The organism is Neptuniibacter pectenicola (genome assembly GCF_001597735.1).
GTDB classification, from domain to species: domain Bacteria; phylum Pseudomonadota; class Gammaproteobacteria; order Pseudomonadales; family Balneatricaceae; genus Neptuniibacter; species Neptuniibacter pectenicola.
This window is the reverse complement of record NZ_LUTS01000009.1, coordinates 76,401-100,484: the sequence shown is the minus strand read 5'-3', so window position 1 is coordinate 100,484 and position 24,084 is coordinate 76,401. Positions and strand designations below refer to the sequence as shown.

Sequence of the window (24,084 nt, the reverse complement as noted above, 5' to 3'; positions counted from 1 at the left end):
TCTCCTAGCGAATAATGCCGCGATTAGATAGTTCAATCGACTTAATTAAAGAGAGAACCTCAGGGCAACTTGTTGCAAGTTCCCGTAGCTCAACTAACGCTTGAGCGATGGTTAGCTTTTTCCGGTAGATGATTTTATAAGCACGGCGTAAGTTAGCAATGGCGTCCGCAGAAAAACCTCGACGTCTCAGTCCTTCAACATTGATGCCGTGAGGCGCCGCCGTATTACCATTAGCCATAATATAGTCGGGGATATCTTTAAGCACTACCGTGCTAGTACCACACATGACATGGGCTCCAATATGGCAAAACTGGTGAACGGCAGTAAAACCACCCAACACAGCCCAATCACCCACATGAACATGTCCTGCAATGGCGGTATTATTCGCCATAATCACATGGTCGCCTACGATACAGTCATGCGCTACATGCGCATACGCCATAAAAAGATTATCGCTCCCAACCTGAGTGACTCCGGCATCTTGAACGGTTCCTCGATGAATAGTAACGCCCTCTCGGATGACGTTATTATCACCAATGACTAACTTTGTAGGCTCGCCAGCATACTTCTTATCTTGGCAATCTTCACCAACCGAAGCAAACTGAAAAATTCTATTGTTCTTACCAATTGTCGTTGGGCCTTTTATCACAACGTGAGGCCCAACAACTGTACCCGCACCGATTTCGACATCAGGCCCAATAAGAGACCATGGCCCTACAACAACATCACTAGCCAGTTTTGCAGAGGGATCTATAACAGCACGAGAATCGATCAAGACTTAAACCTTTCTATCAGCACACAAAATAGTTGCAGTACTTACCGTATCACCGTCAACAGATGAACGCACATCAAATTTCCAAATACCTCGACGTTCAGACACGATCGTAGCTTCTAGTTTCAGCTGATCTCCTGGCACAACGGGACGTTTAAAGCGCAGCTTATCTGCACCAACAAAATAGTAGATAGAACCATCTTGCGGTGTTTTATCCATCGTTTTGAAGCCTAGCAGGCCTGCCGCTTGCGCCATCGCCTCAACAATCAAAACACCTGGCATCACGGGATAATCGGGAAAATGTCCATTAAAGAAAGGCTCATTAACTGTAACGTTTTTAATCGCAACAATGGACGCCCCTTTTTCTAACTCCAGCACCCTATCCACTAAAAGGAAAGGATAACGGTGCGGAAGATATTCCCGTATTTCATTCACATCCATCATTTCTTACGAACCCTTAATCTCAACAATCTCGTCTTCAATAGACTTAATTCGACGCGCCATTTTATCCAGCTGTCGAAAACGAACTACATTTTTCTTCCATATTTTATTCGGCAACATCCCTGTACCTGAGGAATAAACACCCGGCTTCAATATGGATTTAGTAATCAGTGACATTGCCGTGATATGCGATCCATCAGCAATGGATAGATGACCTGTGATTCCACACGCCCCTGCAATTGTACACTGGGCGCCAATTTTAGTGCTTCCGGCCACCGCAGTACAAGCAGCTAGCGCGCTATTTTTTCCAATTGTAACATTATGTGCAATTTGAATCTGATTATCTAATATAACACCGTCTTCAATAACCGTGTGTTCTAAGGCTCCACGGTCAATGGTTGTACCCGCGCCAATCTCAACATCGTTACCAATTCGGACACCGCCAAGCTGGGCAATCTTAACCCACTCACCATCCTCTTGAGCAAAACCAAAACCATCTGCACCAAGCACAACACCACTATGAACAAGGCAGCGGGCGCCTATATGAACATCGTGATAAATTGTGACATTAGGATTGATCACGCTGTCATCCGCAACAATAGAGCCTTCGCCGATCACAGTATTCGCCCCAATAACTACCCCATCACCAATCACACAGCCTTGAGCAATATGAGCACCCGCCGCAACAGACGCCCTGTTGCCTATAACAGCCGTAGGGTGCACAAAGGCAGCGGGAGACACTTCAGGTAAAGGGTGTTTAATCAGACTAAAAAGATGACTGACCTTAGCGTAAGCCAGATAAGGATCATCACATATAACAGCATTACCGGTGTAGTTTTCAAGATCAGCCTGAGACAAAATAACTGCACCGGCTTGAGTCGTACGCAGGTATTTCTGATAGCGGCTATTAGCAAGAAAAGAGAGCTGCCCCGGCGAAGCCGATTGCAGCGTAGCTACTGAGCTCAATTTATAATCAGCATCGCCTTTAAAGTCTGCCGAAAGAAACGTTGCAATATCACTAAGCGTATAAGAATGACTATTCATGAACCCATATAAGCCTATTGCTTATTTAAAAGCTCAACAACACGCGGCGTAATATCAACCTCTTTCTTTGCAAAAAGCGTTGCCTGTTTTGCTAAAACCACATCGTAGCCTTCTTTTTCAATCAGTTCGCGAATCACTTTATCTAGCTTAGGTCGCATCTCTTGAATGAATGCCTGCTCACGTTCCATGCGCTTCTGCTGCAACGCCTGCCCATTACGCTGATATTCAGTAAACACTTTCTGGAACTGTATTTTCATCTTTTTCAGCTCTTCAGCTGAGGCTAAATCTTTGTTTTTTGTTATTTTATCACGGGCCGCTTTTACCTGTTTTTCTAAATCAAGCAGAGATCTGTCCTCTTTAGAAAACTCACTTTTCAGTTTTTCACGGAAGTCCGCCGCCGCCGATGAAGCAAGTAAAGCCTGCTGCACACCTAAGACCGCGATTTTCTCAGCATTTGCAGAAAAACTAATGCTTGCAACCAATATAACGCCTAACAACGATTTAAAATTCATATTCTATCCCTTAGAAAGTCTGACCCAATGCAAACTGGAATACTTCCGTATCATCACCCGCTTTATCATTTAACTGCGTAGCTAACGCAACCGATAATGGGCCTATAGGTGTAAGCCAGCTTAAACCAATACCTGCAGAATAACGCAGTTCATCCAACTTCACACCATCTTCACATTTGCTCGCTAAAGAGACAGATGAGCAACTGGTATCAAATACGTTACCCGCATCAAAGAAAAGAAGCGTACGCCATGAGGATTTATCTTTAACAAACGGCATTGGGAAAATAAGTTCAACACCACCGGTGATCAATACATCGCCCCCAAAAGGATCATCGTTAGTATCACGAGGCCCTAATGTATTCTGCTCGTACCCTCGAACCGTTTTCAAACCACCTGCATAAAAATGTTTATAAAACGGATATTCATTATCACCCAGCTCACCGCCGTAGCCTAAACGCCCCTTCATCGAAAGCACCCAGTCTCGATCATCAGTCAGCGGGCGATACCATTTCGCGTTATACAGCGCTTTATAATAACTCAAGTCACTACCAGGAATACTGACTTCCAAGGATGCACTCTGAGAGTAGCCCTTAGTCGGGAAATAACCTCGGTTAAGGTGGTTACTACTCCAGGAACCCGTAAAACTCATATTAAAGTAGTCATTACCTTCATCTAACAGGTACTGATTAATCTCATCAGGCGTTTCAGAAGCATTTGTATTAATGGTGACCTGTTCAACATTTAAACCAAAGTTTAAACGCTGAAAGTCATCGATTGGATAACCAAAGTTAACACCGCCACCAATCTCATCAGTTGAGAACGCACTGGTGTTATCTTCATCAAAGTCGCGCTCACGATAATAGAAGTTAAAGCCTCGGCTTACCCCATCTACCGTATAATAAGGGTCGACAAAACTATATGAATATTCCGTTAACGTATCACTGTTCGAAATACCAATACCGACCTTTTTACCTGTACCTAAGAAGTTATCTTGCTGCAGCTGGAAGCCCAAAATAATCCCTGAGGTCTGTGAGAAACCTAAGCTTGCAGAGAAAGAACCTGACTGCTGCTCTTCAACCGAATATTGGACATCAACCATATCGGTACTACCAGGAACAGGGATCGTTTCAACGCTAACCGTTTTAAAATACCCTGTTTTTTCCAAGCGCAGCTTAGATTGTTCAATTAACTCGTTCGATGCAACCGCCGCTTCCATCTGTTTTAAGTGCTGACGGATAACATCATCAGCGGTACGCGTATTCCCGCGGATAGCGATTCTGCGTACATAAGTACGTTTACCCGGATCGAGGAAGAATTTAACCGTCACCGTATTATCATCATGCAATTCAGGCGCAGGAGATACGTTAGCGAACATATAACCGGCGTTACCTATCGTGTTACTCAGTGCGTCCTGCGACTCTGTAATTAAGCGACGGGAGAAGGTTTGTCCTTTCTCTACACGAATCACTTTTTTCAGTTCTTCTTCAGGTACGACCATCTCACCAGCGATATCAACATCACGGACGGTATACTTTTCACCTTCCGTTACATTCACCGTAATATAGACATGCTTTTTATCCGGTGTAATAGAAACCTGAGTCGAATCGACTGAGAAGTTCACATAACCACTATCTAGGTAGTAGGAGCGCAGGCGTTCTATATCAGCAGACAGTTTTTGACGCGCATAACGGTCATCTTTTTTAAAGAACGACCAGAAGTTAGGAAGTTTCAACGAAAACAGGTCGGTTAACTCTTCATCAGTATAAACACTGTTACCCACAATATTTATATGCTGAATGGTGGCAACCTGGCCTTCTTTAATGTGTATATTTAGCGCAACACGATTACCGGGTAAGGTTTCAACATCGGTCTCTACGTTTGCACCATAACGCCCCTGCGAAGAATAGACGCGTACGATATCTTGCTTAATCTGTTCAAGGGTCGAGCGTTTAAAAACATCCCCTTCTTGCAAACCGGTTTGCTTAAGACCATCCAGCAACGCATCCGATTCAAGTACTTTGTTACCGTCCAATCGGATCAAACTCACCGATGGTCTCTCTTGAAGCTTTAACACGAGAACCGCATCATCGCGTAGTAATTCGATATCATCGAAGTAACCCGAATCAAACAACTTTCTTGACGCTTTAGCCAAGACGACAGCATCAACTTGATCCCCTGCAGAAATAGGGAAGTTCCGGAATACGATGCCTGGCGATACTCGCTGCAAGCCCTCCAACCGAATATCTTCAATCACAAAAGAAGATGATGTGTTTGCTTGAGCTAATGTAGCCCAAAGAAAAAGCGTAACCAGAAGTCCAATGGCGCGTTTCATGAAGTACTTCTTATCCATTATAAAAATAAAATCAATTGTGATGAGTCATCACAACCGCATAAAGTCGTTAAACAGTGCCACTAACATAAGCATTAACAGCATTGCCATACCCGCCTTAAACCCCAATAGCTGGATGCGTTCACTCACAGGCTTCCCTCTTAACAACTCAATTGTATAGTAAAGAAGGTGCCCGCCATCCAAAACTGGGATCGGCAATAAATTCAATATACCTAAGCTAATACTCAGGTAAGCTAAAAAACTGATGTAAGATTCTAAGCCCGAAGAAGCCGAAGCACTCGCCACTTTAGCAATGGTTATAGGCCCACTCAAGTTTTTTACTGATATTACGCCCTCAATCATCTTCCAGATAGAATCAAGGGTCAAAGAAATCATCTGTAAAGTTTTGTTAAATGCCTTAATAACAGCATCAACAAAGCCATAATGTATCTCACGCTTATAGCTTTCAGGCCAACTAACAGGCTGTGCGGCAGCGCCTATATAACCATAGACCTCACCGTTCTCAGCCACTTTACGCTCAGGTGATAACATCAACGTCCGCAACTCATCACCGCGCTGAATCTGAACCGAAAGCGTAACACCAGAACTCATCTTGACTAAGTCGACAAGCCCATACCAATCATCAACATCGTCATCATTGACACGTAAAACCTTGTCACCCACCTGTAAACCAGCGGCTTTAGCCTGCCCTTCATCAACTAAGCGACCAATTACAGCAGGCACTTCAGGTCGCCAGGGCACTAACCCCAACGCGGTTAAGGGTGATTCATTCTCAAGATCAATATGCCATTTTTGCAAATCGATTAGGTAGGATTTTGCTATACCATCCGGTTTATCCATTGGGCGTAGCGTGAGCGCCAACGCGCCGCTCTCACCCACCCGCGATGCCAGCTTTAAATTAACCTCATCCCAAGACAGTGTTTCATCACCATCCACGGACAAAATTTCACTATTGAGCGAAAGGTTGGCGCGCTCAGCAAGCGAACCTTCAATAACGGAACCAATAACCGGCACAACCGTAGACACACCGGACTGGTACATAAACCAATACGCAACCACCGCAAACACAAGGTTAACGACGGGCCCCGCCGCAACAACCGCCATGCGATGTAATACAGGTTTACGGTTAAAGGCTTGATGCAGCTGCTCAGGCGCAACGTCACCCTCACCTTCATCAAGCATTTTGACATAGCCGCCAAGCGGGATAGCCGCAATAGCAAATTCAGTACCTTGCTTATCGCGCCAAGTATATAACGCCTTACCGAAACCAATTGAAAACCGCAGAACCTTGATGCCACACCGTCGAGCTACATAAAAATGGCCCCACTCATGAATTGTCACCAAAATACCTAAGGTCAGGATAGTAATCAGCAGCGTATGAAGTAATTCCATATTAAACTAACACCCAACACTGCATACCCAACACAAACAAAGGTGATGCGGCGGTAATACTATCAATACGATCAAGCACGCCACCATGCCCCGGCAATAATTGACTACTGTCTTTAATACCTCGATGACGTTTTAACATACTTTCAAATAGGTCCCCTAAAACAGAGATCAACCCCGTCAACAAGGCCAAAATAATCAGTGGCAGAATACGAGCAGCATCAAGACCAACCACTAAGCCATAAGCCGCAGCTACAACAAAACAGGCAACCAAGCCGCCGTACAGCCCTTCACGTGTCTTTCCGGGACTCACTTTAGGCGCAAGCTTCGTTCGACCAAAACGCTTACCCGCAAAATAAGCACCAACATCAGCACCCCAAACGAGCAATAACAACAGAAGAATCAGTGCATCACCCTGCTCAGCCCCTTTCATACTAATCAGCGCAAACCAGCAGGGCAACAAAACAACAAAGCCAATAACGCCTCGACTAAACCGAGAGCTCCAGCCCGAAACACGCGGAAATCTACAGACCCAAAAAAATGCCAGCAGCCAACAAGCGACCGCAAAAACTAAAACAGAAAATACCGAGATATGTAGATAGAAATAATGACAAAGCGCCACAGCCAACGCCATAAGCACCACATACACCAATCGCGCTTTTATCCCCTGATAACCGGCAAGATTAGCCCACTCCCAAGCGGCCAACAGCATGATGGCATCCATTAAAAAAACAAAAGGGGACAAGGGAAGACCAAAAACACCAAACAATGCCAAAGGAGCCAGCACCATCGCCGTCATTATTCGCTGTTTAAGCATTCATTTCAGCCTCAACCTGTTCACTTGTACGGCCAAAACGGCGTTGCCGGCAGCCAAAATCATTAATCGCTGCGAGCAAATGAGACTTATCAAAATCAGGCCAGTACGCATCCGAAAAATAGAGTTCCGTATATGCAAATTGCCAAATTAAAAAGTTACTAATGCGTTTTTCGCCACCCGTACGAATACAAAGATCTGGATCGGGCAAGCCATTCAGCGTAACCGCCGAAGAGAAAAGATCTTCCGTAATGTCATCCGGTGACAAGTTATTTTGCACACATTGTTCAGCCATACGTTTAGCCGCATTAACAATATCCCAGCGACCACCATAGTTAGCAGCAATGTTTAGCTGAAGGCCAGTACAGTGCGCAGTAAGCGTTTCAACTTTTTCTATTTTTTTCTGTAAAGAGGTACTAAAAGCGGACTTATCACCAATGACCCGTAACCGAATATTGTTATTCACAAGCCGTTTAGCTTCTCGGTCCAAGGCTATTTTGAACAATTCCATCAAGCCTTTGACTTCGAGCGGGGGACGCTTCCAGTTCTCAGAACTGAAGGCAAAAAGGGTTAACACCTCTACGCCAGACTCTATACAGCCTTCAATAGTAGAGCGCACACAATCAACACCCGCTTTATGCCCTGCAAGACCAGGCAAGCGCCGTTCTTTCGCCCAGCGATTATTACCATCCATTATAATGGCAATATGTCGCGGCGTTTTGGCAGCCAAACTAGATGAGCTATTAGTAGATTTCATGACATAAATTCAGCGGCACTTTGCAGCACCGCTGCTACGATCAAATTTCCATTAGATCTTTTTCTTTCTGCTCCAGAAGCGCATCGACTTCCGCAACATACTTGTCCGTGATTTTCTGAATCTGATCTTCGCCACGACGCTGATCATCTTCAGTAATTTCCTTCTCTTTTAAAAGGTCTTTCAAATCACCATTCGCATCACGACGCACATTTCGTACAGAGACACGTGCGTTTTCAGCTTCGGACCGCGCTTGCTTGATGTAGCCCTTACGCGTTTCTTCTGTCAAAGGTGGCATAGGAACACGAATGTTCTCACCGGCAGTTGCAGGATTAAGACCCAAGTTCGAGCTCATAATTGCTTTTTCAATGACCGGTACCATAGGTTTTTCCCAAGGCACGATAGACAAGGTGCGACCATCTTCAACCGAGATGTTTGCCACTTGACTCAAAGGAACATCAGACCCGTAATAAGAAACCTGCACACCTTCCAAAATACTTGGGTGAGCACGTCCAGTACGGATCTTTTTAAAATTATTTACTAGAGCATCTAAGCTCTTCTGCATGCGTTCGGAAGCATCCTGAGTGATTTCATTCAGCATATTTTTCTCCAACCGTTTCACTGCAATCAATCAAAGTACCTTCACTACCACCTACAACAAGGTTAGCCAAAGCACCTGATTTATTCATATTAAAAACACGAACAGGCATATTGTGGTCGCGCGTCAAACAGATCGCTGTTAGATCCATTACACCCAACTGCTGCTCAAGAACCTCATCATAGTTCAGATGAAGGTAACGTCTCGCCGTAGGATCTTTGACTGGATCAGCGGTATATACGCCATCGACCTTTGTTGCTTTTAACACAACATCCGCATCGATTTCGATACCACGCAAACAGGCGGCAGAATCTGTTGTAAAAAATGGATTACCTGTGCCCGCAGCAAAAATCACTACATCACCTTGATTTAGGTAACGTATAGCGTTTCGACGATCGTAATGATCAACAACACCACTCATAGGAATGGCAGACATAACACGCGTATTGATATTGCTACGTTCTAATGCATCACGCATAGCCAATGCATTCATAACGGTAGCAAGCATTCCCATGTGATCGCCTGTAACTCGATCTAGGCCGGCCGCATTAAGTGCCGCACCGCGGAATAAGTTCCCGCCACCGATCACCATACCGACCTGCACACCTATACCAACCAATTGGCCAATTTCGAGCGCCATTCGATTGAGGACATTGGAATCTATACCAAAGCTTTCTTCGCCCATTAGGGCTTCGCCGCTCAATTTGAGCAGAATACGTTTATATTTGGACCGTTTTTCGGTAGATGGCATCCGTCTATCTCCGCAGAAATTGAGATCAGGATAGTGTATCAGGAAAAGGGAGGATTGCGCATGCAGAACATGCGCAATCGGAAGGTTTTACAGCAAGTTAGCCTTTCAATTGAGCGGCAACTTCAGCAGCAAAATCCACTTCTTCGACTTCAATACCTTCACCCACTTCTACGCGAGTAAAAGATTTAACAGTCGCGCCAGCATCTTTAGCAACCTGACCTACTTTAAGTTCAGGATTTTTAACGAATGCTTGTTCTACCAAGCTATTCTCAGCCAAGAATTTATTAATACGACCTACAATCATTTTCTCAGCAATCTCTGCTGGTTTGCTAGCCATATCTGGCTGAGCAAGAATGATCTCTTTCTCTTTAGCTACGACATCTTCAGGCATATCTTCTTTACTTACAACCTGAGGATTAACCGCAGTAACATGCATAGCAATATCTTTAGCCGTTTCAGCGTTACCGCCTTCAAGCTGAACAACTGCAGCAATCTTACTATTACTATGCACATAAGCAGCAACAACACCGCCTTCAACTAGGAAAACACGACGCACACCGATGTTCTCACCGATTTTCTGAACCAACGCATCACGTGCATCTGTCAATTCACCAGCCATCAACGCTTCAACGTTAGTCTCTTTAGAAGCAAATGCTTTATCAAGAACAACATTTGAAAACGCTAGGAAACCTTCATCACGCGCAGCGAAGTCAGTTTCAGAGTTAATTTCTACCGCAACCGCATAACTATTGTCATCAGCAACTTTAACCAAAACAACACCTTCAGCAGCCGTACGGCCCGCTTTTTTAGCTGCTTTCATGCCGGATGCTTTACGCAGTTCTTCGATCGCTTTATCTATATCGCCATCAGTTCCCTGAAGCGCTTTTTTACATTCCATCATGCCTAGACCAGTACGGTCACGCAGATCTTTAACCATTGCAGCGGAAATCTTCGCCATTATCGATACCCCTAATAAAATAGTCGTGGATTAATCCAAAAATCCAAAAAAGGGGGCCTAGCCCCCTCTTTAAGTCATCAAAGAGAATAATTAACTGTGTTTACAGTCAGATTACTCAGCCGCAGCTGGTGTCTCTTCAACTTCTACGAATTCGTTTTTGTCGCCAGCACCAGCACCTGAACCTTCAAGGCATGCATCAGCAGCGGACTTAACGTAAATCTGAATAGCGCGCAATGCATCATCGTTACCAGGAATAATAACGTCAATACCATCAGGGTTACTGTTAGTATCAACAACACCTATAACAGGGATACCTAGCTTGTTTGCTTCATTTACAGCGATACGTTCATGATCAACATCGATTACAAAAAGAGCATCAGGCAGACCGCCCATCTCTTTAATACCACCGATAGAACGCTCTAGCTTTTCCATTTCACGCTGACGCATCAAAGCTTCTTTCTTAGTTAGCTTTTCAAACGTACCGTCTTGGCTCTGTGATTCTAGATCACGAAGACGACGGATAGACTGACGAATAGTCTTGTAGTTAGTCAGCATACCACCTAACCAACGGTGGTTAACGTATGGCATACCTGCACGGCTAGCTTCTTCTTTAATGATTTTGCTTGCAGCACGTTTAGTACCAACAAAAAGAACTTTATTTTTGTTTGATGCCATGTTCTGGATGCTATCCAATGCACCATTAAGAGCAGGAAGTGTGTGCTCTAGGTTGATGATATGGATTTTGTTACGAGCGCCAAAAATGAATTTTGACATTTTCGGGTTCCAGTAACGAGTCTGGTGACCGAAGTGAACGCCTGCTTTAAGCAGGTCACGCATAGTAGTTTTAGCCATTGTTTTTTCCTAAATGTTTTGGGTTAGACCTCCACGAACCCCAACATTCAACCCGAAGGCACCCTGAACATTGTGTCGGCACGTGTGTGACATTTTTGCTTATGCAAATTGAGCGCGGATTTATACCATAACTACCCTTAGAGATAAAGCTTATTTCTTTTAACCTCAGTTGATTGATACAATCCCCCCCCAGTTATTTTTTACCTACAGTACTCACAAGAACTAAAAGGATATTCCGGCAGCTATGAGCATCAAGATTAAAACCCCAGAAGAGATCGAAAAAATGCGCATCGCAGGCCGTTTAGCTGCCGATGTTTTAGTCATGATAGAGCCCTTTATTAAAGTCGGTGTCACCACCAATGAGCTCAACCAGATCTGCCATGACTACATCGTCAACGAGCAACAAGCCATTCCTGCACCGCTTAATTATCACGGCTTCCCAAAATCGATCTGCACATCGGTTAATCAAGTGGTCTGCCACGGCATTCCCAATGACAAACCCCTCAAAAACAATGACATCATTAATATTGATATTACCGTCATCAAAGACGGTTATCATGGCGATACCAGCAAAATGTTTTTTGTTGGTAAAGAACTCCCCCATGCCCGCCGCTTAGTAGATGTTACGTTAGAGTGCATGTACCGCGGCATTCGTTTAGTGAAACCCGGCGCTCGACTAGGCGATATAGGCCATGTAATCCAAACCTACGCAGAAGAGAATCATTATAGCGTTGTACGTGAATACTGCGGCCATGGGATAGGAGATGAATTTCACGAAGAGCCTCAAGTTTTACATTACGGCCGCCCCGATACGGGAGAAGTGCTGGAAGAAGGCATGATCTTCACCATCGAGCCGATGATTAACGCAGGTAAGCGCCAAGTCAAACTATCAAAGAAGGATGGCTGGACCGTTGAAACAAGCGATCGCCGCTTATCCGCTCAGTGGGAACACACCATATTAGTGACTGCGTATGGTTATGAAGTGTTAACACTTAGACCTGACGATACACTTTAAGTCTCTCCAGCAACGTAAGCGCTACTAACTAAAGGTTATGCTCAATGCCAATCACTTTACAACAGCAACTTGCCGAAACAGAGATCATCAATCTCAGCGACTTTCAGAACAAACTCGCTTCAGCAAAATCACCAATTCCTGTTTATAAAGAGGCACTCAAAGAGATACACAACAACCTAGATGAGCGCTTTAAAGCAGGTGAAGACATAAGAAAGCTGGTCTACGGCCGCGCATGGGAGATCGACCGCATCCTGCAAAGCGCATGGGATCAGTTCGAATGGCCTGAGAACCAAATCGCACTGATCGCTGTAGGCGGCTACGGTCGTGGCGAATTACATCCACACTCCGACGTTGACCTGCTTATCCTTTTAAGCGATACATTAAACCCAGAGCAGCACCACGACGCCATAAGTGGCTTTTTAACCCTGCTATGGGATATTAATCTCGACATTGGCTCCAGCGTACGCACATTAAGCGAATGCTATAACGAAGCCCAAAAAGATATCACCATTGCCACCAACTTAATCGAGTCTAGAACACTGGTCGGCAATAATGATCTACATACTGAAATGTATGACAAGGTTACATCCGAGGGGGCATGGACCGACAAAGAGTTCTTTATCGCCAAGTTAAAAGAGCAAAAAGAGCGGCACGCAAAAACCAATAATACTGAATACAACCTAGAGCCCAATCTAAAAAACTCACCCGGTGGCCTTCGAGACTTACAAACCATCGGCTGGGTCGCAAAGCGGCATTTTGGTTCAACCTATATCCGCGACTTAGTAGAAGACGGCTTCTTAACCGAGTCGGAGCTTGATCTGCTAAATAAAGGTGAACTCTACCTCTGGTCGGTCAGATACGCCCTACACATGATATGCAAACGCCGCGAAGACCGCTTACTCTTTGACCATCAGCGGGAATTGGCTAATTTTTTCGGCTACGAAGACGAAGATGGAAAATTAGCGGTCGAACAGTTTATGAGTAAGTATTACCGTATTGCCATGGCGATGTCGGTATTCAACGGACTGCTACTACAGCACTTTGATGAAGCAATTCTGCGTGCCGATGAAGAACAGGTTATCAAACCGCTCAACAATCGTTTTCAAATTCATAACGACTTTTTAGAAGTCACCTACGATAAAGTTTTCGAACATCACCCCTTTGCGCTAATGGAACTTTTTGTCCTTCTAGCACAAAACGAAAACATTGCCGGCGTTAGAGCATCGACTATCCGCCTACTTCGCGACAACAGCTATAGAGTCGATGACGATTTCAGAAACGACATCCGTAATACCAGCCTCTTTATGGAGCTAATGCGCTCACCCGAACGGGTTTCCACTCAGCTCAAACTGATGACTCGCTACGGTATTTTAGGACGCTACCTCCCCGCCTTTGGCAGCATTATAGGCCAGATGCAGCACGACCTGTTTCATATCTATACCGTTGATGCACATACCATGAAGGTTATTCAAAACTGCCGGCAATTTAGACACAACGATGCCCGCGAAGAGTTTCCTATCGCCCACAGGATTGTCAACCAACTGCCTAAAGTTGAACTGCTCTATATTGCAGCCCTTTTCCATGACATCGCAAAAGGCCGCGGCGGCGACCACTCCGACTTAGGCGCAGAAGATGCGATGGAATTCTGTGAAAATCACCATTTAGGCAAATGGGACAGCCACCTTGTCGCTTGGCTGGTACGAAACCACCTACTCATGTCGATGACCGCCCAACGAAAAGACATTTCAGACCCTGAGGTTATCCACCGATTCGCAAAACAGGTGCGTGATGTTATGCACCTTGATTACCTGTATGTTTTAACGATCGCCGACATTCACGCAACCAACCAAACGCTTTGGAATAGCTGGCGCGCCACGCTGATGCGCAAACTATATACCGACACCAAACGTGCCCTAAGACGCGGCCTTGAAAATCCAATTAACAAAGAGGACCGGATTGAACAGGTACAGAATGAAGCATTAGTTATCCTTAAACGCCAAGGTGTGAACCCTGACAATTTCAAAGAGCTTTGGCGCTCCATCGGGGATGATTACTTCTTACGCGAAACCTCGCAGAGCATCGCCGAACACACAAAAGCAATCATAGAGCACGATAGGCCGCATGAGCCATTAGTCCTTATTAGGCAAACATCGCACCGGGTATTTGAAGGGGCCACAGAGATCTTTATCTACAGCCAAGATTTCAAAAACCTGTTCGCCGCAACTGTGTCGACGATGGACCAGCTACACCTCAACATTCAGGACGCACGTATCATTGTTACCGACTGCGATGAAGTCTTAAATACCTACACCGTATTATCTGATGACAACACCCCTCTCTCCGAAAACCCTGACCATCTCTCGCAAATAAAACAGCGACTGATCGAAGAGCTGGACGACCCAGATGATTACCCGGACATCATCCAACGGCGCGTACCTCGTCAAATGAAACTCTTTGCAACACCTACACAGGTATACCTAAGCAACGATTCCGTATCCCAACAAACCGTGCTTGAGGTGATCACACCGGACCGCCCAGGTCTACTGGCACGCATTGGCGGCATCTTTGCTGAACACAACCTCTCCGTCCGAAAAGCAAGAATCACCAGCGTGGGCGAGAAAGTAGAGGATTTCTTTTTCATCACAGATGATGAGGGCAATCCACTTGCAGACCCACAGTTATGCCAAACACTGCAAGACGACATATGCCATCAACTCGATGAAACTATTCAGCATGAACAATAGGGGTGAGCGACTATGGACCAAAATAAACAAAATGAGATAGAAGCGGCCGTTTTTCGCCGTCTTTTAGCGCATCTGGATAATAGAAAGGACGTACAAAATATTGATCTAATGATTCTCGCTGGCTTTTGCCGCAACTGCCTTAGCAAGTGGTACAAAGCAGAAGCGGAGAAACGAGGGGAAGAGATCGATTATGAAGCCGCAAGGGAGCTAGTTTACGGCGAACCTTACGATAGCTGGAAGGAAAAGCATCAAGCGAAAGCAACCGCTGAACAACTCGCGGCATTTGAAGCAGCCCAAAATAAGTAACATCAATACTGAACAGCGCTAACCTGTTCAGTAGCTTTTAGTGACTAATCCACGCCCGCTGCACTTGATTCATATCCACTTCAAGCGTCGTCGCATAGGTGTCTTCCTGAACGGGGAAGGTTTTAATCACCCGCGCACCACGGACAATACCGGATACGGCTGTTTTAAATTGGTCGCTTTGCAACACCATATCTTTAACAGTGGTCGTACCAAACATATACTGGCCATGAACAACCCCGGCCAGCTCCTGGTAAGCGCGCAGTTTTGATGCGCGCATCGCCATTAAGACTTTATGTTGCTGGGTTTGCCCTGGCTGTAAGCTAATCGGGGCATAGCCGGTGGCACGCACCCAATTAGGCGCTTTAGGTTCTTCAACACTCGGTGGAAAATTAATATCAGGCAGCGCCTCAACCATATCAACAGTGGATTCAACCACCGTCTCACACCCCTGAATAACGAAAAGCACCGGCATAAAAACCACAAATGCTACACGCTGTAGAGATTTACCTATCGCTTTTTTCATTATTATTCTTACCTACCTACAGGGCCGCCACGATTTTCAATAATTAGCCCCTGATTCAGAGCTTCCAATGGATTATAACCTGGAATAGCACCTTCTAAACGCTCATTAGCGATATGGCTCTGCCCTGTCGCTAACACTTGTCGCGTTGTTGTATCAATAACTCGCGCATTAATAACCAACCCATCCGAATGCTGAGCATAGGTTCCCGTTACCAAGAAATACACTTTATAGCGCGTACGCAAACCAGATAGATTTTGCTTAGACAAAGGCTGTTTCGTCGACGTCGTCAATCCCGTTGCACGGTAATCAACAAGGTTGTAACCATGCTGCTGCAACTGATAGATAAACCCCTGTTCCAAGCGCTCACCAAAGCGCCCCACCTTACGTCCATTATGTAAGTTAGTGAACGGTATCACCGCAATCGGAAAACGCTTCACTCTATTTTGCTGTAATCCAGCATTCATCTGGACCGCCATCTGAGCCACCGCTTCACTAATCGGATCTAACCCATTAGGTAAAGTTTCGACCTGTACAACCTGACGCTGCAACATGGATCGCTCTTTTTCTAACAGCGCTTTTTTCTCAGCAATATGAGCCTGCTCCAGCTGATGCAGCTGTTCTATCACCTCAGGATTCATACTTTCAATATGCACCTTTTCAGGCTGCTTATCTTGGGTATTAAGCTGCTGGAAGCATCCGCTTAAAAAGCAAACCATTAACAGCAGTAAAATCTTTTTCATCCTGACATCCAAACTCAAAAGGTTAAGCTCGACAATCTAACATAATCCACCCAGCATAGGGAGTCGACTTAAACCGTTTACAACAGAGACACAATAAAATACTGTTCTGGAAACGATTAATTATATACTCGACCTCTTCTAGTAATCGGTCATTAGGCAGATATGTTTAATAAAACACTGAATTTTCTTATTGTTAGCTTACTCTTATCCTTAATTACCCAGGCTCAAGCAGTGACTGTCGAAGCCGAAGGGCAAGCGATCATCGCAAACAAGGATATAACCTCTGCACGCGAAGCAGCGATTCGAGACGCCTCTCAACAAGCCTCCATGCAAGCGGCTGTTTATGTATCGAGTAGCCAAGTCGTCCGAGATGGCATTCTTGAAATCGACAATATGCAGATTAGCACTTTAGGCCAAGTATCGAACATTGAAATTGTTGAGGAAAAAATCATCGGCACAACGCTCTACGTTCGTATAAAAGCCAACGTAGATATTGATGAAGGGTGTAGCAATGGCAGTAGCAATCACTATAAAAAAACCATAGCCGTTGCCGCCTTCCCCTTACAACAACTCAGCCAAGCCAATCTCGGCGGTTTGCATAATATTAGCAGCGCACTACCGGCCCAGCTGAGCCAACGCTTTAACAGCAAAGGGCAAACCATTAGCTACAACGCAGGCTTAATCAACCTTTACCCCAATCCCAGCCAAGCAAGCACATCACAACTGAATGATGGCAAGCTCACCAGTATGCTCAATACTATTGGGCAGTTAGATGTAAATTATGTTGTTTCGGGCGTCATCCGTGATATCGCCATGGTCGATCCACGCACCCATGCCGAAGATAATTATTTTATGGACCTTTACAACAAACTAGATTTCAAAAGCAAACGACATCTACGAAATTTTGAGATAGACCTATTTATCCACGACGGCTTCTCTGGCCACCTAATCTCACAGAAACATTACCAGACAGCGGGCTTATGGAGCCTTGACCGCACCATATCAACAGGCTTTGCAACGCCGGGGTTTACTAAACAGGACTACGGAAAGAAAGTAAGAGCGCTGGAAGACACCATTGCGTCCGAAATAGCCACCGAATTGCGCTGTGAGCCATTCACCACACGTATCACTCAGGTTGAAGACCGTACGATTTGGATAAATGCAGGCAAACAACAAGGCCTAAAGCGGGGCGATAAACTAACGGTTTACCGCACATCAACGGTTTTCACTCCACAAATGATGGCAAACACGCAGTTAACAAATACACAGCAAACCTTGGTGATCGATGATGTACAAATGGGATTCGCATCAGGCCATATCAATGCGTCAGCAGAGTCACACAATATACGCCCAGGAGATTTAGCCATCGCACGTTAAGGCGATTTAATACTCCCCTGCAATAACAAGGGAGTATTTAGCTGTGCTAGTTAGTACGTGTACCGCTGATGTTAATCTCAACACGGCGGTTTTGAGCACGACCCGCTTCAGACTTATTATCTGCAACAGGGTAACGCTCACCAAAGCCACGTGCATTAACACGAAGTCGGGAGATACCCGAGCTGGCTAGGTAATCAGCAACGCGAGCTGCACGTCGCTCAGATAATTGCTGGTTGTACTCAAACGACCCTGTACTGTCGGTAAAGCCATCAACATTCATCTCAGTTTTATCAAACTTCATTAACACTTTAGTTACGGAATCAAGAACAGGATAAAAATTGTTCGCAATCTGGTCTGAATTAAGCGCAAACGTAATATTACCGGGCATAATCAAACGGATCGAATCGCCAATACGTTCAACTTGCACACCTGTACCTTGAAGCTCTTGACGCAACAACGCTTCCTGTTGATCCATGTAATAACCAATACCGCCGCCTACAGCACCACCGACAAGTGCGCCCGTCAACGCGCCACGCCCTCTATCAGATTTACTGGAAACAGCTGCACCCAGCACCGCACCAGCCACTGCGCCAATACCAGCACCTTTTGCTGTGCTGCCTACTTGCTGTTCTCCTGTATACGGATCAATTGTTTGACACCCACTCAATAGAACACCGGCAACACAAACTGCGAACAGTTTTTTCATAACTAACTCCAAAAAAATAACTATTTCACCATAATAACTCTACTCCGCCTGAATAAACACTGACTAAAAAATAGATAAATAACTGACTTCCCGCTAGTCAGTCATGCGAAACACCGATAAAATAATCGAATTGTTTCGGCAATACAGTTTTTCGTATACTCAATTCACTGTATTGACCATTAGTCACTTTACGTAGTACTCGTTTTGAGGAGATACAATTGTCCCAGCTTCCTGTCATTGTTGGTTTTGGTGGTATAAACCCTGCTGGGCGCGCTTCTTTTCACCATGCATATCGTCGACTGATTATTGAAGAGCTCGATGAACACTCGCGCCAAGAGACACTGACCGACCTCGCCATACTGACAGGTTTAGCCACGTCATCCGATGGAAAATACAAAAACCAGGACGGTGTAGAGTGCAATGCAAGCGCGTTAATAAAAGAGTTAAAGACACAATTACTCGATAGCACCCTCATTCGCCGGATTGAAAAAAGCAGCTTTGACGTTAACCATGTGATGTTTAACAAAGCGGCAACCCTCAACTGCGGAGACGACACCCTTAAGTTTCACCTTCGCAAAAGACAGATGCCGCAAGAGATTCCATCTAACTGGTCCGTCACTGAAACAGCGCCGGGCCAATTTGATATCAGCGTCACGTCAAAAATGGACGTGATACTGCCCGATAGTAAATCTGCACCGGTTCAATCCGCAGGACAGCTACCAAGCGGTTTTCAACCGGGCAAGCTATACCAGTCACGTAATCATCCACGCAACTTACAAATGACGGTTTTTGCCGCATCTGATGCGCTCTCCTCAACAGGCATCCCCTTTGAGACGATCGCGAATAGCGTGGCACCTGACCAGATCGCCGTCTACGCTAGCAACTCTATAGGCCAGCTTGATGATTTTGGCTTTGGTGGCTTAACAAAATTCCCTGCCTTAGGTAAACGTACAACGTCGAAGCAGATGCCGCTTGGCTATGCCCAAATGCCCGCCGATTTTGTGAATGCCTATATTTTGGGTAACGTCGGTACGACGGGTGGTGCGTTAGGCGCCTGTGCAACCTTTCTCTACAACCTGCGCAGCGGTGTAAACGATATTCGCTCAGGACGACGTAAAGTTGTACTGGTTGGCGGAAGTGACGCACCCGTCACGCCTGAGGTTATTGAAGGCTTTAAGGCGATGGGCGCCTTAGCCGAAGACAAAGACCTACTCGCCTTAGATAACCTCTCAGAGCTCACTGCAGACGACTATCGTAAAGCCTGCCGCCCCTTCGGTAACAACTGCGGTTTCACCATCAGTGAAAGCAGCCAATTCGTCCTTCTCATGAGTGATGACTTGGCGATTGAGCTGGGTGCTGAAATATATGGCGCAGTACCCGAAGTCTTTGTGAATGCTGATGGACATAAAAAATCGATCTCAGCACCAGGCATTGGTAATTACATAACCTTGGCAAAATCAGCAGCGCTCATCAAAAAGATGCTCGGGGCTGAATCATTACAACAAAGAAGCTTTGTCCAAGCCCACGGTACCAGCACGCCGCAAAACCGCGTAACTGAATCCCATGTCATTAACGAAACAGCCAAAGCGTTTGCGATTAAAAGCTGGCCGGTAGCGGCCATCAAGTCTTATATTGGACACTCCCAAGGCACCGCCGGCGGTGACCAATTAAGCTCGTCGTTAGGCACATGGAAATACGGCTATATTCCGGGCATTTTAACCACCCCAGAATTCGCAAGTGATGTACACCAGAGCAATCTATTACTAAGTAATCAACATATTGAAGTTGGGCATGAAGGCATAGATACCGTGTTCTTAAATTCTAAAGGCTTTGGTGGCAACAACGCTTCAGCACCGGTCATCGCACCCCATATTGTTCGCGGCATGCTGAATCGACGCTACAGCAAAGCTCAGCTGCTGGCCTATGAAACAAAATTAGAAGCAACACGATTAGCCGCTACAGCGTATGATCAAGCCTCACTTCATGGCGAAGCGAAGCCTATCTATCTATACGATCATAATGTTCTCCAAGGAGAAGACTTGAACATTAGCGATACACAGATAACGATGCCCGGTTATGCCAATCCAATTAACTTGGATATTGATAACCCATTTGACGATATCTGCTAACTCATATTATAAGGAACCGGCAATGCGTTTACTCATCATCCTAGCAGCGATCATCGGCCTTAATGGCTGCATAAGTATGGATGCTATAACACCAAGCTTCAAAGCAGAAAGTGATACGAGCTATTACCTCATCGACACAAAATACCGCTTCTTCTGTGAAGGTGACAGTAAGCGCTGCCGTGACATGACTAAAGTTGTCTCCTCTCGCGATCAACTAAACCCGATTGAACAAGCCTATAACCAACAGGTTAAAGGCCCTAACTATCCGGTATCTTTAATGTTGATCATCATGAATCCCAACGACAAGCGCTATAAAGCGACACCGGTGGGTGGAGAGGGTCGATACTTTAAAGTACCTAAAAACGACACAACGGATCTTGTGTGGAGAACACTCAATAACATACAAGAAGATCTGTTTAGCACAGGCAGTTAAGCGTAAGCCGCTATTACTCTAAATCAAACAGCTGCAACGCCTGCTTAGTGGTGGTTGCAGCGACCTCCTCAAGGGTACATCCTTTTACTTCGGCAATAATGTTCGCCACATCTAGCACTCGGCTAGGCTCATTAGGCAAACCTTGATAACCGCTTAACGGCATATCAGGCGCATCCGTTTCTAAAACAAAATGTTCTAGTGCTAGAGCCTGCACCGTTCGCCTTAACTTTTGCGCACGCTCATAGGTCACCGCCCCACCAAGCCCCAGTTTAAAGCCTAACTCGATATATTGGCGCGCCTGCTGTTCACTCCCAGAAAACGCATGTACAACCCCACCACGCGCAAGCTTAAACCGCCTAAGCTGCTTTAGCATCAGATCATGGGCTTTTCTAACATGTAATAAAACAGGCAGGTGATACTTGTTTGCTAAAGCCAATTGAGGGCGTAAAAATAGCAACTGCTGGTCGAGGTCCGCCTGCGGAATAAATAGATCTAGCCCTATTTCACCGACGGCACAGACAGGGTCCGATGCAAGTAAGACCGCTAACTGATCAAGGTCTTGCGTTTGATGTTCATTAAGAAAACAGGGGTGCAGCCCAAACGCCATATGAAGATGGGGAGTCAATTCCCCCTCTCTTAGCACTAATGATTTCAGGTTCGACCACCCAGACGCATTAACACCAGGCACAATAATATGGCTCACATGGGCCGAAGCCGCGCGCGCCAAAACCTCTGCTCGAACCGGTTCAAACGAGGAAAAATCTATATGACAATGGGTATCAATAAGCTGCATTACAGCAGAGTAAAGGGAGGGAGGCTTAGACGCAAGAGCGCCTAAGCCTTAATGCAGATCAGTGTTCCCGTGTAGCTCTAAATGCCACATCAGGCCAACGCTCTTCAGCCAAACTCAAATTAACCCGAGTAGGCGCAAGGTAGGTGAGCAAACCACTGCCATCTAAGGCTAAATTATCATGGTTTTTCTTCTGGAACTCCGCCAGTATTTTTTCATCTTCGCAATCAGCCCAACGCGCCGTCTGAACACTAATTGGCTCATATTTACAGTCAACTTTGTATTCATCCTTAAGACGAAAAACAACCACATCAAACTGTAACTGACCCACCGCACCCAAAATAAGGTCGTTGTTTTTGAAAGGCTGAAACAGCTGCACAGCGCCCTCTTCGGACAACTGCTGCAACCCTTTCTGGAGCTGCTTCATTTTCAGCGGATCTAAAGGACGTACGCGACGAAACATCTCCGGTGCGAAATGGGGAATACCTGTAAATTTAAGGTCTTCGCCTGCTGTAAATGTATCACCAATTTGAATAGTGCCGTGATTATGCAGGCCAATAATATCGCCCGACCACGCCTCTTCAACGTTTTCACGGTCGCCAGCAATAAAGGTCACCGCATCAGCGATTTTTACATCCTTATTGATACGGCTATGACGCATCTTCATACCCTTAGTATATTTGCCTGAACAGATACGCATAAACGCAATACGGTCACGGTGTTTCGGATCCATATTCGCTTGGATTTTAAAGATAAAGCCACTGAATTTATCTTCTGCAGGGTCAACTGGACGAGTAATAGCAGAGCGTGCAATCGGCGCAGGTGCCCACTCAACAAAATCATTCAACATCTCACGCACACCAAAGTTAGCGAGCGCCGTGCCAAAAAATACCGGTGTCAATCGGCCTGCTAGAAACGCCTCTTGATCATAGGTATGCGTCGCCCCACGTACTAGCTCGATCTCTTCAAGAAAATCATCGTACAGCTCGCCTAACAACGCTTTAGCTTCATCACTTTCTAAACCAGAGATACGCACATCTTCAGGAATCGTATGCCCCTGCCCAGGCTGAAAAACATGAATCGTATCGGTATAAAGGTTATAGATGCCTTTAAAACGAGGCCCCATCTCTATTGGCCAAGTGATCGGTGCTGATTCAATTTTAAGCACCTCCTCAATCTCATCCAATAGATCGATCGGATCACGAATCTCTCGATCGACCTTGTTCACAAACGAAAAAATTGGTGTATCACGTAAACGACACACATCCATCAACTTAATGGTTCGCGCCTCGACACCTTTCGCGCCATCCACCACCATTAAGGCAGAATCGACTGCGGTCAACGTACGGTAAGTATCCTCGGAGAAGTCCTCATGGCCCGGTGTATCAAGCAGGTTAACCATGCGTCCATTATAGGGAAACTGCATCACAGAAGAGGTGATAGAGATACCACGTTCCTGCTCCATCGACATCCAGTCAGACGTCGCATGGCGATCACTTTTCTTACCTTTAACCGTACCCGCTTGCTGAATAAGCTGTCCAAACAACAAGAGCTTTTCCGTAATCGTGGTTTTACCCGCATCAGGATGCGAGATAATAGCAAAGGTTCTTCGCTTGTTTACTTCATCGAGAAAGTGCTGATCGGCCATTAATAAATTCTTTTAGTTTAGACAGGAGCGGTACACAGTGAGAAAGCCCCTTTTTTGGCGCCTTGCGTGTGACATCCATTATGTTAATCGTAATTGGCCGCTATTTTCGCTGATCTGGACTTTATAAACAATCAATGATTATTTAATTGGTTAGCATTAACGCCCCGCGCATGAGCAACTGCGGCTAAACCACACATTCTTGCTACAAAAAACGATGATCGTCTGTCGACTTACACGCATAATGGGTGTAGTTGTAGTTGGTCGGCATACCGAGTATTGGAGGGGGTTAAACGTTGTTTCTTTCACATCGTCAAGACGAGCAACAACTCACCCCACCCCAAAAAAGAAACAAGTATAAAGCGCCAAAACAGTTACATAAAAGCCTTAAATACCCAGCAATGTAACCATTTTGGTACCTTAAATACACTGCGTGACAAA

23 protein-coding genes are annotated in these 24,084 nt (G+C 45.5%); 6 read left to right on the top strand and 17 right to left on the bottom strand.

All coding sequences use genetic code 11. From position 1 onward, the window contains the following. Positions 1-4: 4 nt before the first annotated feature. The 12 genes from lpxA to rpsB all read right to left on the bottom strand — a co-directional run bounded on the left by lpxA (position 5) and on the right by rpsB (position 11,235). A complete protein-coding gene (gene lpxA, locus A3773_RS12685) occupies positions 5-775 on the bottom strand; it encodes an acyl-ACP--UDP-N-acetylglucosamine O-acyltransferase (protein WP_067986585.1) in 771 nt (256 codons plus the stop codon). A 3-nt stretch (positions 776-778) separates the two neighbouring features. Continuing rightward, positions 779-1,216 (bottom strand): 3-hydroxyacyl-ACP dehydratase FabZ, encoded by a 438-nt coding sequence (fabZ, locus tag A3773_RS12680; RefSeq protein WP_075109563.1) that lies wholly within the window; start codon positions 1,214-1,216, stop codon positions 779-781. A gap of 3 nt (positions 1,217-1,219) precedes the next feature. Then, on the bottom strand, positions 1,220-2,257 hold the full coding sequence (gene lpxD / locus A3773_RS12675) for a UDP-3-O-(3-hydroxymyristoyl)glucosamine N-acyltransferase (protein WP_067986583.1): 1,038 nt from the start codon (positions 2,255-2,257) through the stop codon (positions 1,220-1,222). A 14-nt stretch (positions 2,258-2,271) separates the two neighbouring features. After that, positions 2,272-2,769, bottom strand: a complete 498-nt coding sequence (locus A3773_RS12670) for an OmpH/Skp family outer membrane protein (RefSeq protein WP_067986581.1) — start codon at positions 2,767-2,769, stop codon at positions 2,272-2,274. A 10-nt stretch (positions 2,770-2,779) separates the two neighbouring features. After that, positions 2,780-5,101 carry an outer membrane protein assembly factor BamA gene (bamA, locus tag A3773_RS12665; RefSeq protein ID WP_067986579.1) on the bottom strand — a complete coding sequence of 774 codons (2,322 nt, stop codon included), beginning with the start codon at positions 5,099-5,101 and terminating at the stop codon, positions 2,780-2,782. Between the two features lie 48 nt (positions 5,102-5,149). Continuing rightward, a complete protein-coding gene (gene rseP, locus A3773_RS12660) occupies positions 5,150-6,511 on the bottom strand; it encodes an RIP metalloprotease RseP (RefSeq protein ID WP_067986577.1) in 1,362 nt (453 codons plus the stop codon). A gap of 1 nt (position 6,512) precedes the next feature. Then, complete coding sequence (locus A3773_RS12655; RefSeq protein ID WP_067986575.1) at positions 6,513-7,325, bottom strand: phosphatidate cytidylyltransferase; 813 nt, start codon at positions 7,323-7,325, stop codon at positions 6,513-6,515. Next, positions 7,318-8,079, bottom strand: a complete 762-nt coding sequence (uppS, locus tag A3773_RS12650) for an undecaprenyl pyrophosphate synthase (protein WP_067986573.1) — start codon at positions 8,077-8,079, stop codon at positions 7,318-7,320. Before uppS ends, A3773_RS12655 begins: the two co-directional genes overlap by 8 nt. A gap of 40 nt (positions 8,080-8,119) precedes the next feature. Beyond that, positions 8,120-8,677 (bottom strand): ribosome recycling factor, encoded by a 558-nt coding sequence (gene frr / locus A3773_RS12645; RefSeq protein ID WP_067986572.1) that lies wholly within the window; start codon positions 8,675-8,677, stop codon positions 8,120-8,122. Then, complete coding sequence (pyrH, locus tag A3773_RS12640) at positions 8,667-9,425, bottom strand: UMP kinase (RefSeq protein ID WP_067986570.1); 759 nt, start codon at positions 9,423-9,425, stop codon at positions 8,667-8,669. The genes frr and pyrH overlap by 11 nt, the downstream gene beginning before the upstream one ends. Before the next feature lie 97 nt (positions 9,426-9,522). After that, complete coding sequence (gene tsf, locus A3773_RS12635) at positions 9,523-10,383, bottom strand: translation elongation factor Ts (RefSeq protein WP_067986568.1); 861 nt, start codon at positions 10,381-10,383, stop codon at positions 9,523-9,525. 111 nt (positions 10,384-10,494) lie between these two features. Continuing rightward, positions 10,495-11,235 (bottom strand): 30S ribosomal protein S2, encoded by a 741-nt coding sequence (rpsB, locus tag A3773_RS12630; RefSeq protein ID WP_067986565.1) that lies wholly within the window; start codon positions 11,233-11,235, stop codon positions 10,495-10,497. 244 nt (positions 11,236-11,479) lie between these two features. Here rpsB and map point away from each other — a divergent pair, with 244 nt between their 5' ends. Genes map through A3773_RS12615 form a run of 3 tightly spaced genes read left to right on the top strand, consistent with a single transcriptional unit; the run spans position 11,480 to position 15,300 of the window. Next, positions 11,480-12,250, top strand: coding sequence for a type I methionyl aminopeptidase (gene map, locus A3773_RS12625; RefSeq protein ID WP_067986564.1), 771 nt, complete (start codon positions 11,480-11,482; stop codon positions 12,248-12,250). 44 nt (positions 12,251-12,294) lie between these two features. Continuing rightward, entirely contained in the window at positions 12,295-14,994 is a 2,700-nt protein-coding gene (locus A3773_RS12620) for a [protein-PII] uridylyltransferase (protein ID WP_067986562.1), read from the top strand. Positions 14,995-15,006: 12 nt separating this feature from the next. Continuing rightward, positions 15,007-15,300 (top strand): DUF1244 domain-containing protein, encoded by a 294-nt coding sequence (locus tag A3773_RS12615; protein WP_067986559.1) that lies wholly within the window; start codon positions 15,007-15,009, stop codon positions 15,298-15,300. A 37-nt stretch (positions 15,301-15,337) separates the two neighbouring features. On the opposite strand, the gene A3773_RS12610 is transcribed toward A3773_RS12615, so the two are convergent. Next, positions 15,338-15,823 carry an LPP20 family lipoprotein gene (locus A3773_RS12610; RefSeq protein WP_067986557.1) on the bottom strand — a complete coding sequence of 162 codons (486 nt, stop codon included), beginning with the start codon at positions 15,821-15,823 and terminating at the stop codon, positions 15,338-15,340. An 8-nt stretch (positions 15,824-15,831) separates the two neighbouring features. Next, positions 15,832-16,563, bottom strand: a complete 732-nt coding sequence (locus tag A3773_RS12605) for a FlgO family outer membrane protein (protein WP_067986555.1) — start codon at positions 16,561-16,563, stop codon at positions 15,832-15,834. Positions 16,564-16,725: 162 nt separating this feature from the next. Here A3773_RS12605 and A3773_RS12600 point away from each other — a divergent pair, with 162 nt between their 5' ends. Next, positions 16,726-17,940, top strand: a complete 1,215-nt coding sequence (locus tag A3773_RS12600; protein ID WP_067986553.1) for a flagellar assembly protein T N-terminal domain-containing protein — start codon at positions 16,726-16,728, stop codon at positions 17,938-17,940. Positions 17,941-17,986: 46 nt separating this feature from the next. Here the strand turns inward: A3773_RS12600 and A3773_RS12595 are convergent, their stop codons facing one another. Beyond that, on the bottom strand, positions 17,987-18,646 hold the full coding sequence (locus tag A3773_RS12595) for a YiaD family glycine zipper/OmpA-like lipoprotein (protein ID WP_067986551.1): 660 nt from the start codon (positions 18,644-18,646) through the stop codon (positions 17,987-17,989). 218 nt (positions 18,647-18,864) lie between these two features. On the opposite strand from A3773_RS12595, the gene A3773_RS12590 reads away from it, so the two are divergent. Continuing rightward, a complete protein-coding gene (locus A3773_RS12590) occupies positions 18,865-20,775 on the top strand; it encodes a beta-ketoacyl synthase (protein WP_067986549.1) in 1,911 nt (636 codons plus the stop codon). Between the two features lie 22 nt (positions 20,776-20,797). Then, positions 20,798-21,208, top strand: coding sequence for a hypothetical protein (locus A3773_RS12585; protein ID WP_067986547.1), 411 nt, complete (start codon positions 20,798-20,800; stop codon positions 21,206-21,208). 13 nt (positions 21,209-21,221) lie between these two features. Here A3773_RS12585 and A3773_RS12580 read toward each other — a convergent pair whose 3' ends face one another. After that, positions 21,222-22,001 carry a TatD family hydrolase gene (locus A3773_RS12580; RefSeq protein ID WP_067986545.1) on the bottom strand — a complete coding sequence of 260 codons (780 nt, stop codon included), beginning with the start codon at positions 21,999-22,001 and terminating at the stop codon, positions 21,222-21,224. Between the two features lie 58 nt (positions 22,002-22,059). Continuing rightward, positions 22,060-23,646: a peptide chain release factor 3 gene (locus A3773_RS12575; protein ID WP_067986543.1), complete on the bottom strand. Its 1,587-nt coding sequence runs from the start codon at positions 23,644-23,646 to the stop codon at positions 22,060-22,062. Positions 23,647-24,084: the final 438 nt, after the last annotated feature.

Excerpts from the sequence above, each read along its gene's own strand:
- A3773_RS12595 (WP_067986551.1), bottom strand. The coding sequence starts at position 18,646 with ATGAAAAAACTGTTCGCAGTTTGTGTTGCCGGTGTTCTATTGAGTGGG.
- map (WP_067986564.1), top strand. The coding sequence starts at position 11,480 with ATGAGCATCAAGATTAAAACCCCAGAAGAGATCGAAAAAATGCGCATC.
- A3773_RS12575 (WP_067986543.1), bottom strand. The coding sequence starts at position 23,646 with ATGGCCGATCAGCACTTTCTCGATGAAGTAAACAAGCGAAGAACCTTT.
- A3773_RS12585 (WP_067986547.1), top strand. The coding sequence starts at position 20,798 with ATGCGTTTACTCATCATCCTAGCAGCGATCATCGGCCTTAATGGCTGC.
- A3773_RS12610 (WP_067986557.1), bottom strand. The coding sequence starts at position 15,823 with ATGAAAAAAGCGATAGGTAAATCTCTACAGCGTGTAGCATTTGTGGTT.
- pyrH (WP_067986570.1), bottom strand. The coding sequence starts at position 9,425 with ATGCCATCTACCGAAAAACGGTCCAAATATAAACGTATTCTGCTCAAA.
- bamA (WP_067986579.1), bottom strand. The coding sequence starts at position 5,101 with ATGAAACGCGCCATTGGACTTCTGGTTACGCTTTTTCTTTGGGCTACA.
- lpxD (WP_067986583.1), bottom strand. The coding sequence starts at position 2,257 with ATGAATAGTCATTCTTATACGCTTAGTGATATTGCAACGTTTCTTTCG.
- uppS (WP_067986573.1), bottom strand. The coding sequence starts at position 8,079 with ATGAAATCTACTAATAGCTCATCTAGTTTGGCTGCCAAAACGCCGCGA.
- A3773_RS12605 (WP_067986555.1), bottom strand. The coding sequence starts at position 16,563 with ATGAAAAAGATTTTACTGCTGTTAATGGTTTGCTTTTTAAGCGGATGC.
- tsf (WP_067986568.1), bottom strand. The coding sequence starts at position 10,383 with ATGGCGAAGATTTCCGCTGCAATGGTTAAAGATCTGCGTGACCGTACT.
- frr (WP_067986572.1), bottom strand. The coding sequence starts at position 8,677 with ATGCTGAATGAAATCACTCAGGATGCTTCCGAACGCATGCAGAAGAGC.
- A3773_RS12655 (WP_067986575.1), bottom strand. The coding sequence starts at position 7,325 with ATGCTTAAACAGCGAATAATGACGGCGATGGTGCTGGCTCCTTTGGCA.
- A3773_RS12580 (WP_067986545.1), bottom strand. The coding sequence starts at position 22,001 with ATGCAGCTTATTGATACCCATTGTCATATAGATTTTTCCTCGTTTGAA.
- fabZ (WP_075109563.1), bottom strand. The coding sequence starts at position 1,216 with ATGATGGATGTGAATGAAATACGGGAATATCTTCCGCACCGTTATCCT.
- A3773_RS12615 (WP_067986559.1), top strand. The coding sequence starts at position 15,007 with ATGGACCAAAATAAACAAAATGAGATAGAAGCGGCCGTTTTTCGCCGT.
- A3773_RS12600 (WP_067986553.1), top strand. The coding sequence starts at position 16,726 with ATGTTTAATAAAACACTGAATTTTCTTATTGTTAGCTTACTCTTATCC.
- rseP (WP_067986577.1), bottom strand. The coding sequence starts at position 6,511 with ATGGAATTACTTCATACGCTGCTGATTACTATCCTGACCTTAGGTATT.
- A3773_RS12620 (WP_067986562.1), top strand. The coding sequence starts at position 12,295 with ATGCCAATCACTTTACAACAGCAACTTGCCGAAACAGAGATCATCAAT.
- A3773_RS12670 (WP_067986581.1), bottom strand. The coding sequence starts at position 2,769 with ATGAATTTTAAATCGTTGTTAGGCGTTATATTGGTTGCAAGCATTAGT.
- rpsB (WP_067986565.1), bottom strand. The coding sequence starts at position 11,235 with ATGGCTAAAACTACTATGCGTGACCTGCTTAAAGCAGGCGTTCACTTC.